The following is a 16,630-nucleotide window of genomic DNA, read 5'->3' on the forward strand; positions in this document are numbered from 1 at the left end:
CGGGTCGGGGCCCTGTGACCCCGATTCTTCCCTCCTCCGCTCAGTCGCTGCGCTCCCTCGCTCCGTCAGTCCAGAATCGGAGGCGGGCCCCGACCACGAACGCAGACCATCCGGAATAGACGGAAGGTGCAGGCTGTCGTGCACTTCGACCGGCCGGGGGAGGCTCACATCACTCTCAGTGCTCAATGGTCGCCGGTCTCTGGACTGTCTGCTGCACACGCTCCATAACCGCAGGCGGCCCCGATCACGAATGCGGACCGGCCGGGGCAGGCGGAGGAAGTTTCCGGACGCGCTGCCCCGAACGGCCCGTGTAGGTCCGCGGCACTGCAGGGGCTCGGTGGCCGCCGCTCCCCGGACGACGGATGTCGTCCGGTAAGGCCCCTGTCCTGAAGCGGACACCCTCCCCATTGGCACAGCGGAGTAATTGGGTAGACTGCCGGTGTGCAAAACCACCGCGAGCTGATGCTCACCCGTCGCCGCACAGTCGACCTGTGCCGCCTCGGTGGTTGTTGCTGCCTGTGCCGCTGAGCGGTCGGCTCTTCTTTCCTGACGCCGACCACGGTTCGTCCGCGCGAGCGATTTCATCCCCCGGCGAACCGGCCGAATTCCGCCGAAAAGTTCGAGCGCAGGAGCTTTGTTCATGTCCACTATCACCACTGTCGCGAACCGAGTCGATATCCGCGGTCCCCGTTTCGTCGCCTGGGTCACCACCGGCGTCCTGGTCCTGATCCTGCTGCTCGCCGCGTTCGCTCCGATCGCCGCCACCGTGCTGGTCGCCGTCCAGACGCTGGTGTTCGCGCTCGGCGCCCGGCTCGGGCCGCGCCGGCACCCGTACGGCCTGATCTACGCGCGCTTCGTCGCGCCGCGCCTGGGCCCGGTCACCGAGACCGAACCGACCGCCCCGTTACGATTCGCTCAGTTGCTCGGCTTCGTGTTCGCCGCGGTGAGCCTGCTGGGCTTCCTTCTCGGCAGCACCGCCGTGGGCGCGCTGTTCGCCGGGTTCGCCCTGTTCGCGGCGTTCCTCAACGCCGCGTTCGGCATCTGCCTCGGCTGCAAGCTGTACCCGCTGGTCACCCGGCTACGCCCGAACACCCCGTCCGAATCCCCCGCATCGAACTGAACAATCCCCCGCATCGAACTGAACACCGATCCGCTGTCACCACTGAAAGGGAAAACATGGCTCGCTCCGATGTCCTGGTCTCCGTCGACTGGGCCGAAGAGAACCTCAAGACCCCCGGCGTCATCTTCGTCGAGGTCGACGAGGACACCACCGCCTACGAAGGCGGACACATCGAGGGCGCCGTGCGGCTCGACTGGAAGAAGGACCTGCAGGATCCGGTCCGTCGTGATTTCGTGAGCCAGGAGCAGTTCTCCGCACTGCTCTCGGAGCGCGGTATCGCCAACGACGACGAGGTGGTCCTGTACGGCGGCAACAACAACTGGTTCGCCGCCTACGCCTACTGGTACTTCAAGCTGTACGGCCACAACAACGTCAAGCTGATCGACGGCGGCCGCAAGAAGTGGGAGCTCGACGGGCGCCCGCTGTCCAGCGATGCGGTGAGCCGCCCGGCCACCCAGTACAAGGCCGCGCAGCCGGACAACACCATCCGTGCCTTCCGCGACGAGGTCATCGCGGCCATCGGCACCAAGAACCTGGTCGATGTGCGCTCCCCCGACGAGTTCTCGGGCAAGATCCTGGCCCCCGCGCACCTGCCGCAGGAGCAGAGCCAGCGCCCCGGCCACATCCCCGGCGCGATCAACGTACCGTGGAGCAAGGCCGCCAACGAGGACGGCACCTTCCGTTCCGACGCCGAACTCGCCGAGCTCTACAATTCGGCCGGCCTGGACGGCAGCAAAGAGACCATCGCCTACTGCCGTATCGGCGAGCGTTCCTCGCACACCTGGTTCGTGCTGCAGGAGCTGCTCGGGCACCAGAACGTCAAGAACTACGATGGCAGCTGGACCGAATACGGCTCGCTCATCGGCGCCCCTATCGAGTTGGGAGAATAACCAGCATGTGTGCAGCACCTACCCAGGGCCAGGCCATTCCGGCCGGGGTCGATGTGGAGAAGGAAACGGTCATCACCGGCCGGGTTCTCGCCACGGACGGTGAGCCGGTGGCGGGCGCCTTCGTGCGACTGCTGGACGGTAACGGGGATTTCACCGCCGAGGTCGTCGCCTCGGGCACCGGTGACTTCCGTTTCTTCGCGGCGCCGGGCACCTGGACGCTGCGCGCGCTGTCCTCGGCGGGCAACGGCACGGCCGAACTCCGCCCCGACGGCCCGGGCATCCACAACCTGGACGTCGCCGTCTCGAAGTAGGACGGGACCGCACGGCCCGGGATACACCCTCTCGCAGGGTGTATCCCGGGCCGTTCCGTTTCCGCCCACTACTTCACCGAACACGCCGCGACCGTTCACGGCGCACGACCACGCGATCCCTTCGTCCACCGCGAATGATCGGCATCGTGGCGGGGATCACGAGGGCCCCGTCCCGCCCCGCCGGAGGCAGGGCAATAGAATCGATCTGTGGTCCTCTTCTTCGAGATTCTGCTGATCGCCGTATCGATCCTCATCGGATGGTTCGGCCTGTACGTCTTCTACCGGCTGTTCACCGAATCATGAGCGGTCTCGCGAGCGAAGGTTCCGATCCGGCCGAGCGAGCGAGCGACAACAGCAACGGAAGGCCTCCGGCCGATACCCACGGCCAGAACGGTAACGGCCGTCCGGCCGATGCTCCGTCGTCGCTGAGCGGCGACCGGGCGGTGGCCGACGCGGTCGAGCGCGCCAAGGCGACCGGCGGCCGTAACATCCCGGTGCTCCCGGACCTCCCTCTTCCCGACGATACGGCGAATCTGCGCCTCGGCCCGGACCTGAATCCGGCCATGCTGGCGCTGCTGCCGATGGTCGGCGTCTGGCGCGGTGAGGGTGAGGGCAACAACCCCGAGCGCGGGGACTATCGCTTCGGGCAGCAGATCGTGGTCTCCCACGACGGCGGCGATTATCTGAGCTGGGATTCGCGGTCCTGGTTCGTCGAATCCGACGGCAGCTACGGCGGGCCGGACCTGCGTGAAACCGGATTCTGGCGGGTCGGGGTCGACGGCAGCGACGAAGTGCTGGAACTGCTGCTCACCCACAGCACCGGAATCGTCGAACTCTTCTACGGCACCGCACTCACCCAGGCCTCCTGGGAACTGGCCACCGATGTGGTGATTCGCAGCCAGACCGGCGCGGTGGTGGGCGGCGCCAAACGTCTGTACGGAATCGTCGAGGGCGGCGATCTGGCCTATGTGGAGGAGCGTGTGGTGGCCGATGGCCCGCTGCAGCCGCGCCTGTCCGCACGGCTGCAGCGCTATATCGGCTGACCCCGGCGCCGCGGGGGTCCCGGATACAGAACGACCCCCGAGCCGTATCGACGCGGACCCGTGGTGTGAATACCGGTGGGTCTCGCGGCCGATCCCGATCGGACGGATCGGGGACTCGGGGGCCGGGTGGCTGCCGTGGATTCGCTCAGCTCTTTAGCGCTCGGAATCCGAGAGGACAGCCGGCTACAGCGCTCAGCTGGCAGCCACCTCACGCGTCCTGAGAATTTCCATTCTTGGGATCACCTCCTTCCTTGTGTAACTCCGAACTTAGCCACTACCCGTGGTAGTCGGCAACGGAATTTCGTCGAGGGCGTAACGGGTCGCTTTCCCGTCCGCGAAAGCGGCCCGGACCTGGCCCGATTCATCGACGGTGATCACCAGGCCGGCGCGGTGCCCGGCCGGTAACTGATGTGTGACCACCACCACATCGCGGTCGGCCGCGACCAGGCCGCTGTCGATATCGAGCAGATCCCGCAGAAGTTGTGCGCCGGCCACGGCGTCGAGGTGTTCGGTGGGTTCGTCCAACAGGAGCGCGCGGGCGGGCGACACCAGCGCCCGGGCGAGCAGGATGCGGCGGCGCTGACCGCCCGAGACCGCGGCGGCGCCACCCGGCAGGTCGGTGTGCACGCCGTCGGGCAAGCCGTCCAGCCAGTCCCCCAGGCCGACCGTCCGCAGCGCCCGCTCGGCGGTCGCGGCGTCGAGATCGCCGCGGGCCACCCGCAGGTTCTCCAGCACGCTGGTACCGAACAGATGGGCGTCCTCGGCGAAGAACCGCACCTGTTCGTCCGGATTGTCGAAAAGACCGGCCCAGGCCATCAGCAGGGTGGTTTTCCCGGCGCCACTGGGCCCGACCACCACGACCCGGGATGCCTGCGGACGTTCCGGGATCTGCCACTGCCCGTCGCCCACCCAGCCGATGACGACTCCGTCGGCGCGGCTGTCGGCGTAGGGGAACGGATGCGGGTAGCCGCCGGTGCCGAACCGTTTGCGGGTGCCGGTGACCCGCGGCGCTCCGCCGGTGGGGTCCGCGGCGGGTTCGTCGTCCCGTTCGAGGGGCTCCGGGCGGTGGTCGGGCGATACCGCCCGCAATCGGTGCAGGGCGGCGCGCGCGACGGTGAGGGTTTGCGCGGCGGCCGGCAGCGGGCCGGTCGCCTCGAAGGCGGACAGCGGGAGCAGCACCAGTACGGCCAGCGCCATCGCGGTCATCGCGCCCGGCGTACCCCCGCCGGGACCGTAGACGATGATGCCGATCAGCAGGGCGGCGAGCACGGTCACGCCGGTGGCCAGCGGTATCGCCGCCGCCGCCCAGGCATTGCGGCCCGCGGCCCGGTCCTCGGCGGCCAGCGCCCGCCGGTTCGCCGCCGCCGCGGTGTCCAGCGCGGACTCCAGCCTCCCGGCGACCCGCAGTTCCGCGGCATGGTCGAGCACGGTGAGGGCGTGCGCGGCGAATACGGCGCGATCCGCGCGCGCCGACCGTTCGGCGGCGGACGCGGCGCGAGCCGACAGCCACGGCGCGACGATTCCGGAGAAGGCCAGTGCCGCCGCCAGCACCCCGGCGGCCGGTGGCGAGATACAGGCCAGCAACCCCACCGCCGCCACTGCCAGCACCAGCGCCACCGCGATCGGGACGAAAGTCCGGACCACCACCGCCCCGAGATCGTCGATATCGGTGCCGACCCGCACCAGCACGTCCCCGCGCCGTAGCCGGCCGGGGACCCCGGGGCCGCCCGGCGCGGTGGGGGCGGTCGGCCCACCCGCCGCGATCGCGGGGATCTCGGCGCGGCGGGTCAGCCACAGGGGCGCGCGGGCCAGGGCGCGGTACACCGAGGTGCGGGCGGCGGTCATCGAGCGCAGGGCGACATCGTGGGTGGCGAGCCGCTCCAGATACCGGCAGACACCGCGCGAGATACCCAGGGCCCGCACCGCGACCACCGCGACCGTGAGGTCCAGCACCGGCGGCATCTGCCACGCCCGGGCGATCAGCCAGGCAGCGAGCGCGGCGAGACCCAGCGCACTGCCCAGGGCCAGCACGCCCCACCCGGTCGCGAACGCCAGCCGCCGGCGGGACACTTCCAGCAGATCCCACATCTGGTGGGTATCGCGCAGCAGCAGCCGCATCCGGGCCCGGCGGCGGCCCGCGCGGGACCGGCGGTGCGGCGGACGGGTGATTTCGGTTCGAGAGCTCATCGCAACATTCGGGGGCAGGTCGTCGGTACCGCGACGATCTCGTCGGCTGCGGACAGTAGGGCCGGTCGGTGGGCCACCACGACCACGGTCGCGCCGGTACGCGCCAGTGTGGTGAGGGCCGCCGCCACCGCGACTTCGCTGTCGGCGTCCAGATGGGCGGTCGGTTCGTCCAACAACAGGATCGGGCGATCCGCGGCCAGTACCCGGGTCAGCGCGAGCCGCTGCCGTTGGCCGAGGGATAGTCCGATCCCCCCGGACCCGACCACGGTATCCCATCCGGCGGGCAGCGCCTTGAGCACGGCATCGAAACCGGTTACGGCACAGGCGGCGTCCAGTTCGCTGAGCACTCGGGCCGGGCCGCGGCGCGCCGGTCCGGCCACGGTGGCACCGAGCAGTTCGAGATTCTCCCGGAGGGTTCCCGGGACCAGTACCGGCCGCTGCGGGAGCCAGGCCAGCCGTGCCCACCACTGTTCGGCGGGGATCTCCCGGATATCGACACCGTCGGCGAGCACCGCACCGTGGGTGGGTTCGATCAACCCCAGGATCGCCTGCAGCGCGGTCGATTTCCCGGAGCCGTTGGGCCCGGTCAGCGCGGTGACGGCGCCGGGACGGCATACGGCATGCAAACCGTGCGGCGCCGCACCATCCCGGGAATCGACTGTCAGGTCACACAGTTCGATGACGCCCTCGCCCGGAGAGCCGGTCCGGCGGTGCCGTGTTCCGTCGACGTTCACCGCACCGCCGGAAGGCGGGGTCGCCAGGGTGCCGGATGCCGAGGTCACGCCGGCCGCCGTGCCGGTCACCGCGGTACCGGAGGCCGGGCTCGTCGCCGTGCCCGGATCCCGGCTCGCCGCTGTCCCGGAGCCCGAGGTCACCGCCGTGCCGGAAACCGGGCGAGCCGCTGTCCCGGAGCCCGAGGTCACCGCCGTGCCGGAAACCGGGCGAGCCGCTGTCCCGGAAGCCGGGGGTACCGCCGTGCCGGAAACCGGGCTCGCCCCGGTGACGGAAGCCGGGGTCACCGCCGTATCGGAGGCCGCGTTAGCCCCGGTCCGGAAGCGTGTTTGTTCACCCTGTGCGTCCGGCGCGGAGATCGTATCCGCGGTGTCTCCGGTCGCGGGGTCCAGAACAGCGAAAGCCCTGTCGGCCGCCGCCATACCGTCCTGTGCGGCATGGAAACGTTCCCCCACGGTCCGCAACGGCAGGTAGACCTCCGGGGCGAGGACCAGGGCGACGATCCCGGCGTAGAGGCTCATATCGCCGTGCACCAGGCGCATCCCGATCGCCACCGCCACCAGCGCGACCGACAGGGTGGCCAGCAGTTCGAGCACCATCGAGGACAGGAACGCGATCCGCAGTGCGGCCATGGTGCGACGGTGCAGCGTTTCGCCGAGTTCCCGGACGCGGCCACTCATCGTGCGTCCGGGGATATCGGTCGCCGTACCCGTCTCCCGGCCGAGGGCGCGCAGGGTGGGCATACCGGCGAACAGGTCCAGGAGTTGATCCGAGAGCCGCGTGGTGGCCGCGAGTGTCTCCCGGGCCCGGCCCTCGGTGAGCAGGCCGATGAGGACCATGAATATCGGAATCAGCGGCAGGGTGATCACCACGATCACCGCCGAGGTCAGGTCGTGGACGGCGATCACCGTCAGTATCACCGGGGGCACGAGCACCGCGAGCAGCAGTGCGGGCACATAACCGGTCAGATAGGCGCGCAAACCGTTGAGGCCGCTGCCCACCACGACCGCGAGTTCGGTTCGCCGCGTTTCGAGTTCGCGGGGCGGCAGTCCGGCGCCCGCGGCGAGGACAGCCTGTTCGAGTTCGGTGACGACCCGGGCGCCCGCCCGGTGCGCGATCCGCGACTGCCACCACGCCGCCAGTACCCGCCCGCCGAGCGCGAGTGCGAGCAGCACCAATTCCGCGGTCCACGAGCCGAGGGAGCGGCGGCCCGGGTCGGTGATCACCCCGGCCAGCACCCGCCCCAGCAGCACGGCCGCGCAGGCGATGCCGACCGTCGTCACCAGCGACAGGGCGACGCTCAGTGCGAGATAGCGCCGCGCCGAACGCGCGTACCGCCACAGGCGAGGGTCCACGGGCGGGCGGGCCATTCGCTCACTCCTCGGTGACAACGCGGGGTGGAAGTCCGATTCCGGGTGGGATGTGTTCGACACTGATGCGTTTCCGGAACACCCAATAGGTCCAGGCCTGATAACCCAGCACCACCGGGGTCACGATCACCGCGGCCCAGCTCATCACCTTCAGCGTGTACGGGGTCGAGGAGGCGTTGTCCACGGTCAGGCTGAACGCCGGGTCGATCGTGGAGGGCAGCACATCCGGGAACAGCGCGCCGAACAGCAGCGCGGTGGCGGCCAGCACCGTGAGCGCGGTCCCGGTGAAGGACCATCCGTCCCGTCCGGCCAGCAGCGCCGCGGCGCCGCCGAGTAACCCGAACACCGCCAGCGCCAGCGGGATCCAGGTCCAGCCGGATCCGTAGGCGAATTGGGTCCACAGGCCGAAGCCGGCCACGACCAGGGCCGTCGGCACCAGCAGCAGCCGGGCGGCGCGGTGCGCGTCGTCGCGGACTTCGCCGGCGGTCTTGAGTGCCAGGAACACCGCCCCGTGCAAGGCGAACAGCAGCCCGGTGGTGAGCGCGCCCAGGAGCGCGTACGGGCCGAACAGTTCGCCGAAGGCGCCCGTGAACTGTTTGTCGGCGTCCAGCGGCACGCCGCGCACGATATTGGCGAATACCCAGCCCCAGGCCAGCGCGGGCACCCAGGAACCGATTCCGATACCGAGGTCGCAGCGCGCCCGCCAGCGCGGATCGTCGATCTTGCCCCGGTATTCGATCGCGCAGATGCGCAGGATCAAGGCCACCAGGAGTAGCAGCAGCGCCAGGTAGAAACCGGAGAACATGCTCGCGTACCACTCCGGGAACGCGGCGAACAGCGCCCCACCGGCGGTGATCAGCCAGACCTCGTTACCGTCCCAGACCGGGCCGATGGTGTTCAGTACGACCCGGCGGCGGGTATCGGAGGCCCGGCCGAGGATCGGCATGAGCATGCCGACTCCGAAATCGAAACCCTCGAGCACGAAGTACCCGGTGAAGAGCACCCCGATCAGTACGAACCAGAATTCCTGCAGTCCCATACCCGGCTCCTAGTAGGCGAACGAAAGCTGTTCGGCGACGAGTTTCTCCGCGGGCTCGGCCGCGGGCTCGCCCGCCGGCCGTTCCGGCCCCTCGAGCACATAACGCCGCATGAGGTAGAACCACACGACGGCCAGCAGCCCGTAGACCACCGTGAAGGTGATGAGCGAGACCCATACCGTCGCGGCCGCGTGGTCGGAGACGCCCTGCTGCACCATCAGCCGCAGATCCTGGTCACCGGTCGGGTTGGGCACCACGACCCAGGGCTGGCGGCCCATCTCGGTGAACACCCAGCCGGCCGCGTTGGCCAGGAACGGGGTCGGGATGGCGAGCAGGCTCAGCCACGAGAACCAGCGCTGCTGCGGGACCCGGCCGCGCCTGGTCATCCAGAGTCCGGCGAAGACCAGCAGGGCGGAACCGGCGGCGAGGCCGATCATGGCGCGGAACGACCAGTAGGTGACGAAGAGGTTGGGCCGGTAGTCGCCGGGCCCGAATTTCTCGTTGTAGGCCCGCTGCAGGTCGACGACGCCCTCCAGCTCCACCCCGGTGAACTTGCCCTCCGCCAGCCAGGGCAGCACGAACGGCACCTCGAGCACATGGGTGACGCTGTCGCAGTTGTTGTGCGTGCCGACCGTGAGGATCGAGAAGTCGGGGTCGGTCTCGGTATGGCACAGCGATTCCGCCGAGGCCATCTTCATGGGCTGCTGCTCGAACATCAGCTTGCCCTGGACATCACCGGTGTAGACCAGCGCGAGGCCGGCAACCACCACCACCAGCAGCGAGACCCGGGCCGCCGGGCGCCACACGGTGCGCGCCTCGGCGAGTTCACCGGTATCGCCGCTGCGCGCCCTGCGGACCATCCACCAGCCCGCGATTCCGGCGACGAAGGTGCCCGCGGTGAGGAACGATCCCGCGACCACGTGGGGGAAGGCGGCCAGCGCGGTGTTGTTGGTGAGCAGTTCGGTGATGCTGGACAGTTCGGCCCGCCCGGTTTCCGGGTTGTACCGGGCACCCACCGGGTGCTGCATGAAGGAATTGGCCGCGATGATGAAGTACGCGGAGGCGTTGACACCGATCGCCACCATCCAGATGGTGCCGAGATGGACGAGTTTGGGCAGCCGCGACCAGCCGAATATCCAAAGTCCGATGAAAGTGGACTCCATGAAGAAGGCCACGAGGCCTTCCAGTGCCAGCGGTGCGCCGAATACGTCGCCGACGAATCGGGAGTATTCGCTCCAGTTCATTCCGAACTGGAATTCCTGCACGATTCCGGTGGCGACGCCCAGCGCGAAATTGATGAGGAACAGTTTCCCGAAGAATTTGGTGAGCCGGTACCAGTGCTCCTTGCCGGTGACGACCCAGGCCGTCTGCATTCCCGCGACGAGCGGCGCGAGGCCGATCGTCAGGGGTACGAACAAGAAGTGGTAGACGGTCGTGATGCCGAATTGCCATCGCGAGACATCCAGAGCGTCCACACCGAGCCTCCTGTTACTACGACGCGTCGTAGACCAAGACTACGCGTCGCCACGGCCCGATCAATGTGTCGGCGGACACGACGCACTCGGCGATACGCGCACGGTCCGGCAACGGTTCCGGTCACACCGGAAGCGGTCCGGTCACACGGTGGCGCCCGCGATCACCAATCGGCGATGGTCCCGGCCCGTTCGATCCCCCGATCGACCATCTCGATAATCTCCGAAACCGACTCCGTCGCCGACATCCGTACGCCGTCAAGGGAATTGACCCGTGCGGCGAGCGTCACACTGCTCAGCATCCAGATGCTGTCGCAGTCGAACAGGTCGGCGGTGAACAGTGGTTCGTAACGGCAGTCGTAACCGCGGCGTTCGGCCTCGGCGTACAACGCCCGCTGCGTGACCCCCGGCAGCACACCGTTCTTCGCCGGCGGCGTGATCAGCTGTTTGTCCCGGGCGATCACCACCGTGGAACGCGGGCCCTCCAGTACACGGTGTTCGGTACTCGTGAAGATGACATCGTCGGCGCCCATCCGGGCGGCGAACCGCAGCGCGGCCATATTGGTCGCGTAGGACAGCGTTTTCGCGCCGAGCAATTGCCAGGGCGCCGCCTGGGCGAGGTCGATCGAGATACCCCGGGTCAAGGTGACCACCGCGACGCCCTCGGTTCTCGCCGCCGCTACCCGGTCGGCCAGCGCCGTCACCATGACGAAGGTCGTCGGGACCGGAACCGACTCGGACAACTCCCCGGAGCGCAACCCCGCCTTGGGGCTGCCGAGCGCGTCCTCCCGGCCGCGGGTCAGCACCAGGCGCATGACCCCTTCCTCTTCGCTGCCCCATTCCTTGGCCGCGGTTTCGGTCGCACTGCGCCACCGGGCCAAGTCGGGCTCGGGTAGATCGAGCGCCTGGGCGGAGCGGCGCAGCCGGGCCAGATGAAAATCGAGCGCGCAGACCGTGCCACCGCGGACCAGAGCCGTTTCGAAAATTCCGTCGCCACGCAGGACGCCGATATCGTCGGCATACAACAACGGCTGGTCCGCATCGCGGACCTCGCCGTCGAGTGTTACAAGAACTCGATCCACCATGGCACGAGCGTAGGCCAACACCGCTCACTATGACGGACAGAAATCCGGGCCGCCCGGACAATTTCGGCCGATTCCCCGGCCGCCGATACCGCAGCATCCGCCCAGGGTCCACCATTTCGATCATGCGGGTGGCGCTGGCTAAGGTCGGGCAATGGCGCGACGGACGGAAATCGACCCCGGCGTGGTGCGAGCCGCGGTGACCGCGGTCCGGGAATGGCTGCTCGACGAGAACCGCCCCGCCCCGCCCCGGGCCGATCTGGCGGCGGCGGTGCGCGGAACGGCGCGAGCCCTGGCCGCGGCCGCTCCCGGACATTCGGTGGAGGTGCGGGTCCCGCCCTTCGTCGCGGTGCAGTGCATCGAAGGCCCCCGGCACACCCGCGGCACTCCGCCCAACGTGGTGGAGACCGATGCGCGGACGTGGCTGCTGCTGGCGACCGGCCTCCAGGAATTCGCGGCCGCCGTCGCCGCGGGCGCGGTGGATGCCTCCGGCAGCCGGGCCGCCGAGATCGGTCGCTGGTTGCCGCTGGTCCCGGTACGCCCCGAAGACTGACCCGGCGGCGAATCGCCTGGTCAACCCCCGCTGATGCACGACAGGGTGATCTGCTCCTAGAGTGGAAGCTGTGTCCGTGCTCGCCGCACCCAGCCCTGTCCTCGCAGTACCGGGAGCCGTCGCGGCCCCGCCCGGCTCGCCGGACGAGTCCGTTCCCTGGCATTACGGTGATCCGCTCGGCGAACAACGCGCCGCGATCGAACGCGTGGCCATCGTGGACCGTTCCCACCGTTTCGTCCTCACCGTCACCGGCGCCGAACGACTGAGCTGGTTGCACACCATCACCAGCCAGCACATCGCCGACCTGGGCGAGGGCCGCTCGGCGGAGAATCTGGATCTCGACCTCAACGGCCGGGTACTGAACCATTTCGTGCTCACCGAACTGGACGCGACGGTGTGGATCGACACCGAGGGCGACCGGGGTCCCGGCCTGCTGGACTTCCTCACCAAAATGGTGTTCTGGGCCGACGCGCAGCCGCGGGAAGCGGCCGATCACGCCCTCGTGAGCCTGCTCGGCCCGGGTGTCGCGACCCTGACCGGCATACTCGGCCTCGACCGGCTGCCCGATACCTACGAGGCGCTCGCGGTCCCGGGCGGCGGTTTCCTGCGCCGGATGCCCTGGCCGACCGCGGACTCCTTCGACCTCGTTCTGCCCCGCGAACAGCTCATGTCACGGTGGAACGAACTCACCGCCGCCGGTGCCGAACCGGCCGGTTCGTGGGCCTACGAGGCGCTGCGGGTGGCCGCCGTGCGGCCCCGGATCGGCCTCGACACCGACGACCGAACCATCCCGCACGAGGTGAACTGGATCGGCGGGCCCGACGAATACGGGGCCGTCCACCTGAACAAGGGCTGCTATCGCGGCCAGGAAACCGTGGCCCGGGTCCACAATCTCGGCAAACCGCCGCGCCGGCTGGTCCTGCTGCATCTGGACGGCTCCGCCGACGAGCGACCCGCTCCCGGCGAACCGGTCGATGCCGGCAACCGTGCCGTGGGCGTCCTCGGCACCACGATCGACCACTACGAACTGGGCCCGGTCGCGCTCGCCCTGATAAAGCGATCCGTCCCCGCCGACACCCGGCTGACCGTGGGCGGCACCGCCGCGGCCATCGACCCCGATTCGGTAATCGCCGACGACGTTCCCCAGGCCGGGCGTCGCGCCGTCGAACGGCTCCGTGGCCGCTGAGCGGCGCCGGGCGACGAGCCGAGAGGAGACAGCTGTGCACGTCGGTGCCATCGGCCGGGTGCTGGCCGCATGTGTCGTCCATGCCGACCTGGAGGTGCCGGGGCGGGTAGGGCGCAGCGCGATCGACAAGCGCCCGGTACCCGGCCGGGTGCGCGCCGGGCGGCTCGGGCTCGCCGGCGATCATGTGTGCAATACCCGCGACCACGGCGGCGTCCACCAGGCGGTGTACGGCTATGCCGAGGAGGACGCCCGGACCTGGGCGGCCGAACTCGGCCGCACCCTCGAACCCGGGTGGTTCGGGGAGAACCTGCGTATCTCCGGGCTGCCGCTCAGCGACGCCGTGCTCGGCGCGCGCTGCCGCATCGGCGACGCACTACTGGAGGTGAGCGCGCCCCGGGTGCCGTGCGCCACCTTCGGACACTGGTCCGGGGAACGGCAGTGGGTGCGTCGCTTCGCCCTGCGGGCGAACACCGGATGCTATTTCCGGGTCCTCACCGAGGGCGAGGTGGGCGCCGGCGACCCGGTCGAATGCGTGCACGTGCCCGAGCACGGCATCACTGTCCGCGATGTCTTCACCGGTGCCGATCCCGCACGGCTCGAACGGTTGCTCACCGCCGAGCCCACCATCTCCGATGAGATCCGCGCACAGATCGCCCGGCACACGCGCCGTGGTGCCGCGTCGGCCGAGCCGGCCCCGGAACAGGAGGCGATCGGATGAGCGTGGATCTGGTCGAGGTGGTGCGTTCGGGGTTCCGGGAATGTGTGCACCGGGGCTCGGTGGTGATCATCGGCCCCGACGGGGAACCGAGCTTCGCGGCCGGTTCGGTGCACGTGCCGATCTATCCGCGCTCCACCAATAAACCGCTGCAGGCGCTCACCCTGCTCAAACACGGTTTCACCCCCCTCGATGATGCGGAACTGGCCATCGCGACCGCCTCGCACACCGGCGAACCCGAGCACATCGAATTGGTCGAGCGGTTGCTGCGCCGTTTCGGATTCGGCGAGGACGATCTGGCCTGTCCCCCGGACCTGCCCGGCGATGAGCGGACCCGGGCCGAGGTGCTCTACCGCGGCGAGAAACCCGCCAAGCGGTATATGAACTGTTCGGGCAAACATGCCGCCATGCTGGCGACCTGCGCGGTGAACGGCTGGCCGGTCACCGGGTACACCGAGGTCGGCCACCCGCTGCAGCAGGCCGTGCTGGCCCAGATCATCGAGACGACCGGTGAGCCGGAAACCGATCTCGGCATCGACGGCTGCGGCCTACCCATCGTCCCCGTCTCACTGACGAATCTGGCGCGTGCCTTCGCGGCCCTGGCCACCGCCCCCGACGGCACACCCGAACGCCGGATCGCCACGGCGCTCCGCGCGCATCCACAGGTGATTTCGGGCACCAACGGCCCCGATCTGCTGACGATGAACGCTGTCCCCGAACTGATCTGCAAGATCGGCGCCGACGGCGTGCACGCCGGAGCGTTACCCGACGGCAGCGCCTTCGCCTACAAGATCGATGACGGCGCCGACCGCGCCAGAATCCCGCTGACCATGGCAGTCCTGCAGCGTATGGGCATCGGATGGTCCGATGAATTGGCGGCGCTCGCGGCCCCGCCGGTGCTCGGCGGCGGAACCCGGGTCGGTGTGATCCGGGTCATACCGGGCTCGATTCCGCCTGGGGACTGAGCGGCGAAACATCGGCAAACCGGTCGGCTGATCCCGCGGATAGCCGACTCGTGGAAGCGCGACGGCCGGACACGCGCTAAAGTGTCTGTCAGGAAGATATTAATTCGAACGGGGCCGCCACCAATCCCCAGGCCGCCCCGCTGTGACGCGAGGGGGTCAGCCATGGGCCGTGGCCGGGCTAAGGCAAAGCAGACCAAGGTTGCGCGCGAGCTGAAGTACAGCTCGCCGTCGACCGACTTCGCGAGCCTTCAGCGCGAGCTTTCCGGTAGCGACAACGCCCCACGCGGTGGCGTCCTGTCGGATGAGCACGACGCGGACAATTCCTTGTCCAAGTGGGACGTGGACGACGACTACGACAGCTGGCGCCGCTGATCAGGGTGCATACGCTCGGGGGAGGCCGTAGGCCTCCCTTTCGGTCGTTTACGCCGGTTCGCGCCGTTTCCCGCCGGTTTGCCCGGCGGTGGAAGACGTGAACCGGCGGTGCGACCCGAGCGGCACTCGAATCATCGCGTCGGTTCCGACCGAGAGTCGGTGGGCGATCTATCACCCGCCGGGCGGAAGTCGAGTCCGAGAAGTCCGGTCACCGCGCTGGGGCTCGCGCTCCGAGTGCACGACTCCGGAATGCCGATAGCTGCGCGTTGACCCGCGGGCCGTCAGGACCGCATTGTCGCGATATCGGGACACGCGGAATCAGACGCACGGAACATCAATGGAACCCGGAAGTCCGGCCGCCGGATCACGCCGGCCGGACCGCGGATCAGAAACGCGGATGGTCCCCGAGCAGAACCGCCCGCGGCGCATCCACATCCTTGGCCTTCTTCACGCTGCCCAGCGTCCAGCACTCGATATGGCGCGCGGTGAGCACCGCCAGCGCGCGATCGACATCCTCGGGCGCGACCACGGCGACCATCCCGACGCCCATATTGAACGTCTTCTCCATCTCCACGCGCTCCACCCGGCCACGCTGCGCGATCATCTTGAACACCGGCGCCGGATTCCAGGTCCCGCGGTCGAGTTCGGCCACCAGCCCCGCGGGCAACACCCGGGCCAGGTTCGCGGCCAGACCACCACCGGTGATATGCGCGAACGTCCGCACATCGGTCTCGGCGATCAACGCCAGGCAATCCTTGGCATAGATCCGGGTCGGCTCCAGCAACTCCTCACCGAGGGTGCGACCGAACTCCTCCACATGCCCGGTCAACGCCATCCGGTCGATCTCCAGCAGCACCTTGCGCGCCAGACTGTAACCGTTGGAATGCAGACCCGACGAACCCATCGCGATCACCACATCCCCCGGACGCACCCGATCGGGCCCCAGCAGATCATCGGCCTCGACCACACCGACACCGGTCGCCGACAGATCGTAATCCTGGGCACCCATCATCCCCGGATGCTCGGCCGTCTCACCACCCAGCAACGCGCAACCGGCCCGCACACACCCCTCGGCGATACCGGCCACCAGTTCGGCCACCCGCTCCGGCACCACCTTGCCGACCGCGATGTAATCCTGCAGGAACAACGGCTCGGCCCCGCACACCACCAGATCGTCGACGACCATGGCCACCAGGTCCAGACCCACCGTGTCGTGCTTGTCCAGCGCCTGGGCCACCGCGATCTTCGTACCGACCCCATCGGTCGACGAAGCCAGCAGCGGCTCCCGATAGCTCTTCTTCAGCGCGAACAATCCGGCGAAGCCACCGATCCCGCCCTGCACCTCGGGCCGGCTCGCCTTACGCGCCAGCGGGGCGAACAACTCGACAGCCCTGTCACCGGCCTCGATATCCACTCCAGCTGCGGCATAGGACGCACCGGCACCGGTGGGGTTCTGCTCAGTCATTGTCGGGGAAAGCTCCAAACCGAATTCGCGGATAATTGCCTGCTCAGAGTTTATGGCGTCGCCCCGGAGCATGGGGGGCCGGGCTGTGTTTTCTGGCGCGCCTTCGGCGCGCGGGGTCGAGGCCCCCTTG

15 protein-coding genes are annotated in these 16,630 nt (G+C 69.0%); 9 read left to right on the forward strand and 6 right to left on the reverse strand.

Annotated elements, in window-relative coordinates:
• The first annotated feature begins 640 nt into the window (after positions 1–640).
• The 4 genes from ACLML9_RS21070 (at position 641) to ACLML9_RS21085 (ending at position 3,364) form a co-directional block, all read left to right on the forward strand.
• Positions 641–1,120, forward strand: coding sequence for a DUF4395 domain-containing protein (locus tag ACLML9_RS21070; protein ID WP_411947148.1), 480 nt, complete (start codon positions 641–643; stop codon positions 1,118–1,120).
• 56 nt (positions 1,121–1,176) lie between these two features.
• Positions 1,177–2,010, forward strand: a complete 834-nt coding sequence (locus ACLML9_RS21075; RefSeq protein ID WP_411947149.1) for a sulfurtransferase — start codon at positions 1,177–1,179, stop codon at positions 2,008–2,010.
• 5 nt (positions 2,011–2,015) lie between these two features.
• Positions 2,016–2,321: a DUF1416 domain-containing protein gene (locus ACLML9_RS21080; RefSeq protein WP_030522845.1), complete on the forward strand. Its 306-nt coding sequence runs from the start codon at positions 2,016–2,018 to the stop codon at positions 2,319–2,321.
• A 299-nt stretch (positions 2,322–2,620) separates the two neighbouring features.
• Positions 2,621–3,364, forward strand: a complete 744-nt coding sequence (locus ACLML9_RS21085) for an FABP family protein (RefSeq protein ID WP_411947150.1) — start codon at positions 2,621–2,623, stop codon at positions 3,362–3,364.
• A gap of 267 nt (positions 3,365–3,631) precedes the next feature.
• Here the strand turns inward: ACLML9_RS21085 and cydC are convergent, their stop codons facing one another.
• The 5 genes from cydC to ACLML9_RS21110 all read right to left on the reverse strand — a co-directional run bounded on the left by cydC (position 3,632) and on the right by ACLML9_RS21110 (position 11,247).
• On the reverse strand, positions 3,632–5,482 hold the full coding sequence (gene cydC / locus ACLML9_RS21090; protein ID WP_411947160.1) for a thiol reductant ABC exporter subunit CydC: 1,851 nt from the start codon (positions 5,480–5,482) through the stop codon (positions 3,632–3,634).
• Between the two features lie 65 nt (positions 5,483–5,547).
• Positions 5,548–7,653: an ATP-binding cassette domain-containing protein gene (locus ACLML9_RS21095; protein ID WP_411947151.1), complete on the reverse strand. Its 2,106-nt coding sequence runs from the start codon at positions 7,651–7,653 to the stop codon at positions 5,548–5,550.
• A 4-nt stretch (positions 7,654–7,657) separates the two neighbouring features.
• Positions 7,658–8,692 carry a cytochrome d ubiquinol oxidase subunit II gene (gene cydB / locus ACLML9_RS21100; protein ID WP_411947152.1) on the reverse strand — a complete coding sequence of 345 codons (1,035 nt, stop codon included), beginning with the start codon at positions 8,690–8,692 and terminating at the stop codon, positions 7,658–7,660.
• A 9-nt stretch (positions 8,693–8,701) separates the two neighbouring features.
• Positions 8,702–10,165, reverse strand: a complete 1,464-nt coding sequence (locus ACLML9_RS21105) for a cytochrome ubiquinol oxidase subunit I (protein WP_411947153.1) — start codon at positions 10,163–10,165, stop codon at positions 8,702–8,704.
• 161 nt (positions 10,166–10,326) lie between these two features.
• The gene (locus tag ACLML9_RS21110; RefSeq protein WP_411947154.1) at positions 10,327–11,247 is read right to left on the reverse strand and encodes an aminodeoxychorismate lyase; all 921 of its coding nucleotides are present in this window, start codon (positions 11,245–11,247) and stop codon (positions 10,327–10,329) included.
• Between the two features lie 151 nt (positions 11,248–11,398).
• On the opposite strand from ACLML9_RS21110, the gene ACLML9_RS21115 reads away from it, so the two are divergent.
• From ACLML9_RS21115 to ACLML9_RS21135, 5 genes are all read left to right on the forward strand, one after another.
• A complete protein-coding gene (locus ACLML9_RS21115) occupies positions 11,399–11,797 on the forward strand; it encodes a sterol carrier family protein (protein ID WP_411947155.1) in 399 nt (132 codons plus the stop codon).
• Positions 11,798–11,867: 70 nt separating this feature from the next.
• On the forward strand, positions 11,868–12,983 hold the full coding sequence (locus tag ACLML9_RS21120; protein ID WP_411947156.1) for a YgfZ/GcvT domain-containing protein: 1,116 nt from the start codon (positions 11,868–11,870) through the stop codon (positions 12,981–12,983).
• Between the two features lie 34 nt (positions 12,984–13,017).
• Positions 13,018–13,701 carry an MOSC domain-containing protein gene (locus ACLML9_RS21125; protein WP_411947157.1) on the forward strand — a complete coding sequence of 228 codons (684 nt, stop codon included), beginning with the start codon at positions 13,018–13,020 and terminating at the stop codon, positions 13,699–13,701.
• Positions 13,698–14,663 carry an asparaginase gene (locus tag ACLML9_RS21130; protein ID WP_411947158.1) on the forward strand — a complete coding sequence of 322 codons (966 nt, stop codon included), beginning with the start codon at positions 13,698–13,700 and terminating at the stop codon, positions 14,661–14,663. The genes ACLML9_RS21125 and ACLML9_RS21130 overlap by 4 nt, the downstream gene beginning before the upstream one ends.
• A gap of 162 nt (positions 14,664–14,825) precedes the next feature.
• Positions 14,826–15,035, forward strand: coding sequence for a DUF3073 domain-containing protein (locus tag ACLML9_RS21135; protein ID WP_411947159.1), 210 nt, complete (start codon positions 14,826–14,828; stop codon positions 15,033–15,035).
• A gap of 385 nt (positions 15,036–15,420) precedes the next feature.
• On the opposite strand, the gene purM is transcribed toward ACLML9_RS21135, so the two are convergent.
• Entirely contained in the window at positions 15,421–16,500 is a 1,080-nt protein-coding gene (gene purM / locus ACLML9_RS21140; RefSeq protein WP_063062735.1) for a phosphoribosylformylglycinamidine cyclo-ligase, read from the reverse strand.
• Positions 16,501–16,630 lie beyond the last annotated feature (130 nt).

The sequence above is a fragment of the Nocardia sp. NPDC002869 genome, assembly GCF_046764065.1.
Lineage (GTDB): Bacteria > Actinomycetota > Actinomycetes > Mycobacteriales > Mycobacteriaceae > Nocardia > Nocardia rhamnosiphila.

What these genes read in the sequence shown, in the direction of transcription:
- ACLML9_RS21130 (WP_411947158.1), top strand. Translation starts at nt 13,698, where the DNA reads ATGAGCGTGGATCTGGTCGAGGTGGTGCGTTCGGGGTTCCGGGAATGT.
- purM (WP_063062735.1), bottom strand. Translation starts at nt 16,500, where the DNA reads ATGACTGAGCAGAACCCCACCGGTGCCGGTGCGTCCTATGCCGCAGCT.
- cydB (WP_411947152.1), bottom strand. Translation starts at nt 8,692, where the DNA reads ATGGGACTGCAGGAATTCTGGTTCGTACTGATCGGGGTGCTCTTCACC.
- ACLML9_RS21075 (WP_411947149.1), top strand. Translation starts at nt 1,177, where the DNA reads ATGGCTCGCTCCGATGTCCTGGTCTCCGTCGACTGGGCCGAAGAGAAC.
- cydC (WP_411947160.1), bottom strand. Translation starts at nt 5,482, where the DNA reads ATGCGGCTGCTGCTGCGCGATACCCACCAGATGTGGGATCTGCTGGAA.
- ACLML9_RS21080 (WP_030522845.1), top strand. Translation starts at nt 2,016, where the DNA reads ATGTGTGCAGCACCTACCCAGGGCCAGGCCATTCCGGCCGGGGTCGAT.
- ACLML9_RS21085 (WP_411947150.1), top strand. Translation starts at nt 2,621, where the DNA reads ATGAGCGGTCTCGCGAGCGAAGGTTCCGATCCGGCCGAGCGAGCGAGC.
- ACLML9_RS21115 (WP_411947155.1), top strand. Translation starts at nt 11,399, where the DNA reads ATGGCGCGACGGACGGAAATCGACCCCGGCGTGGTGCGAGCCGCGGTG.
- ACLML9_RS21135 (WP_411947159.1), top strand. Translation starts at nt 14,826, where the DNA reads ATGGGCCGTGGCCGGGCTAAGGCAAAGCAGACCAAGGTTGCGCGCGAG.
- ACLML9_RS21110 (WP_411947154.1), bottom strand. Translation starts at nt 11,247, where the DNA reads ATGGTGGATCGAGTTCTTGTAACACTCGACGGCGAGGTCCGCGATGCG.
- ACLML9_RS21070 (WP_411947148.1), top strand. Translation starts at nt 641, where the DNA reads ATGTCCACTATCACCACTGTCGCGAACCGAGTCGATATCCGCGGTCCC.
- ACLML9_RS21095 (WP_411947151.1), bottom strand. Translation starts at nt 7,653, where the DNA reads ATGGCCCGCCCGCCCGTGGACCCTCGCCTGTGGCGGTACGCGCGTTCG.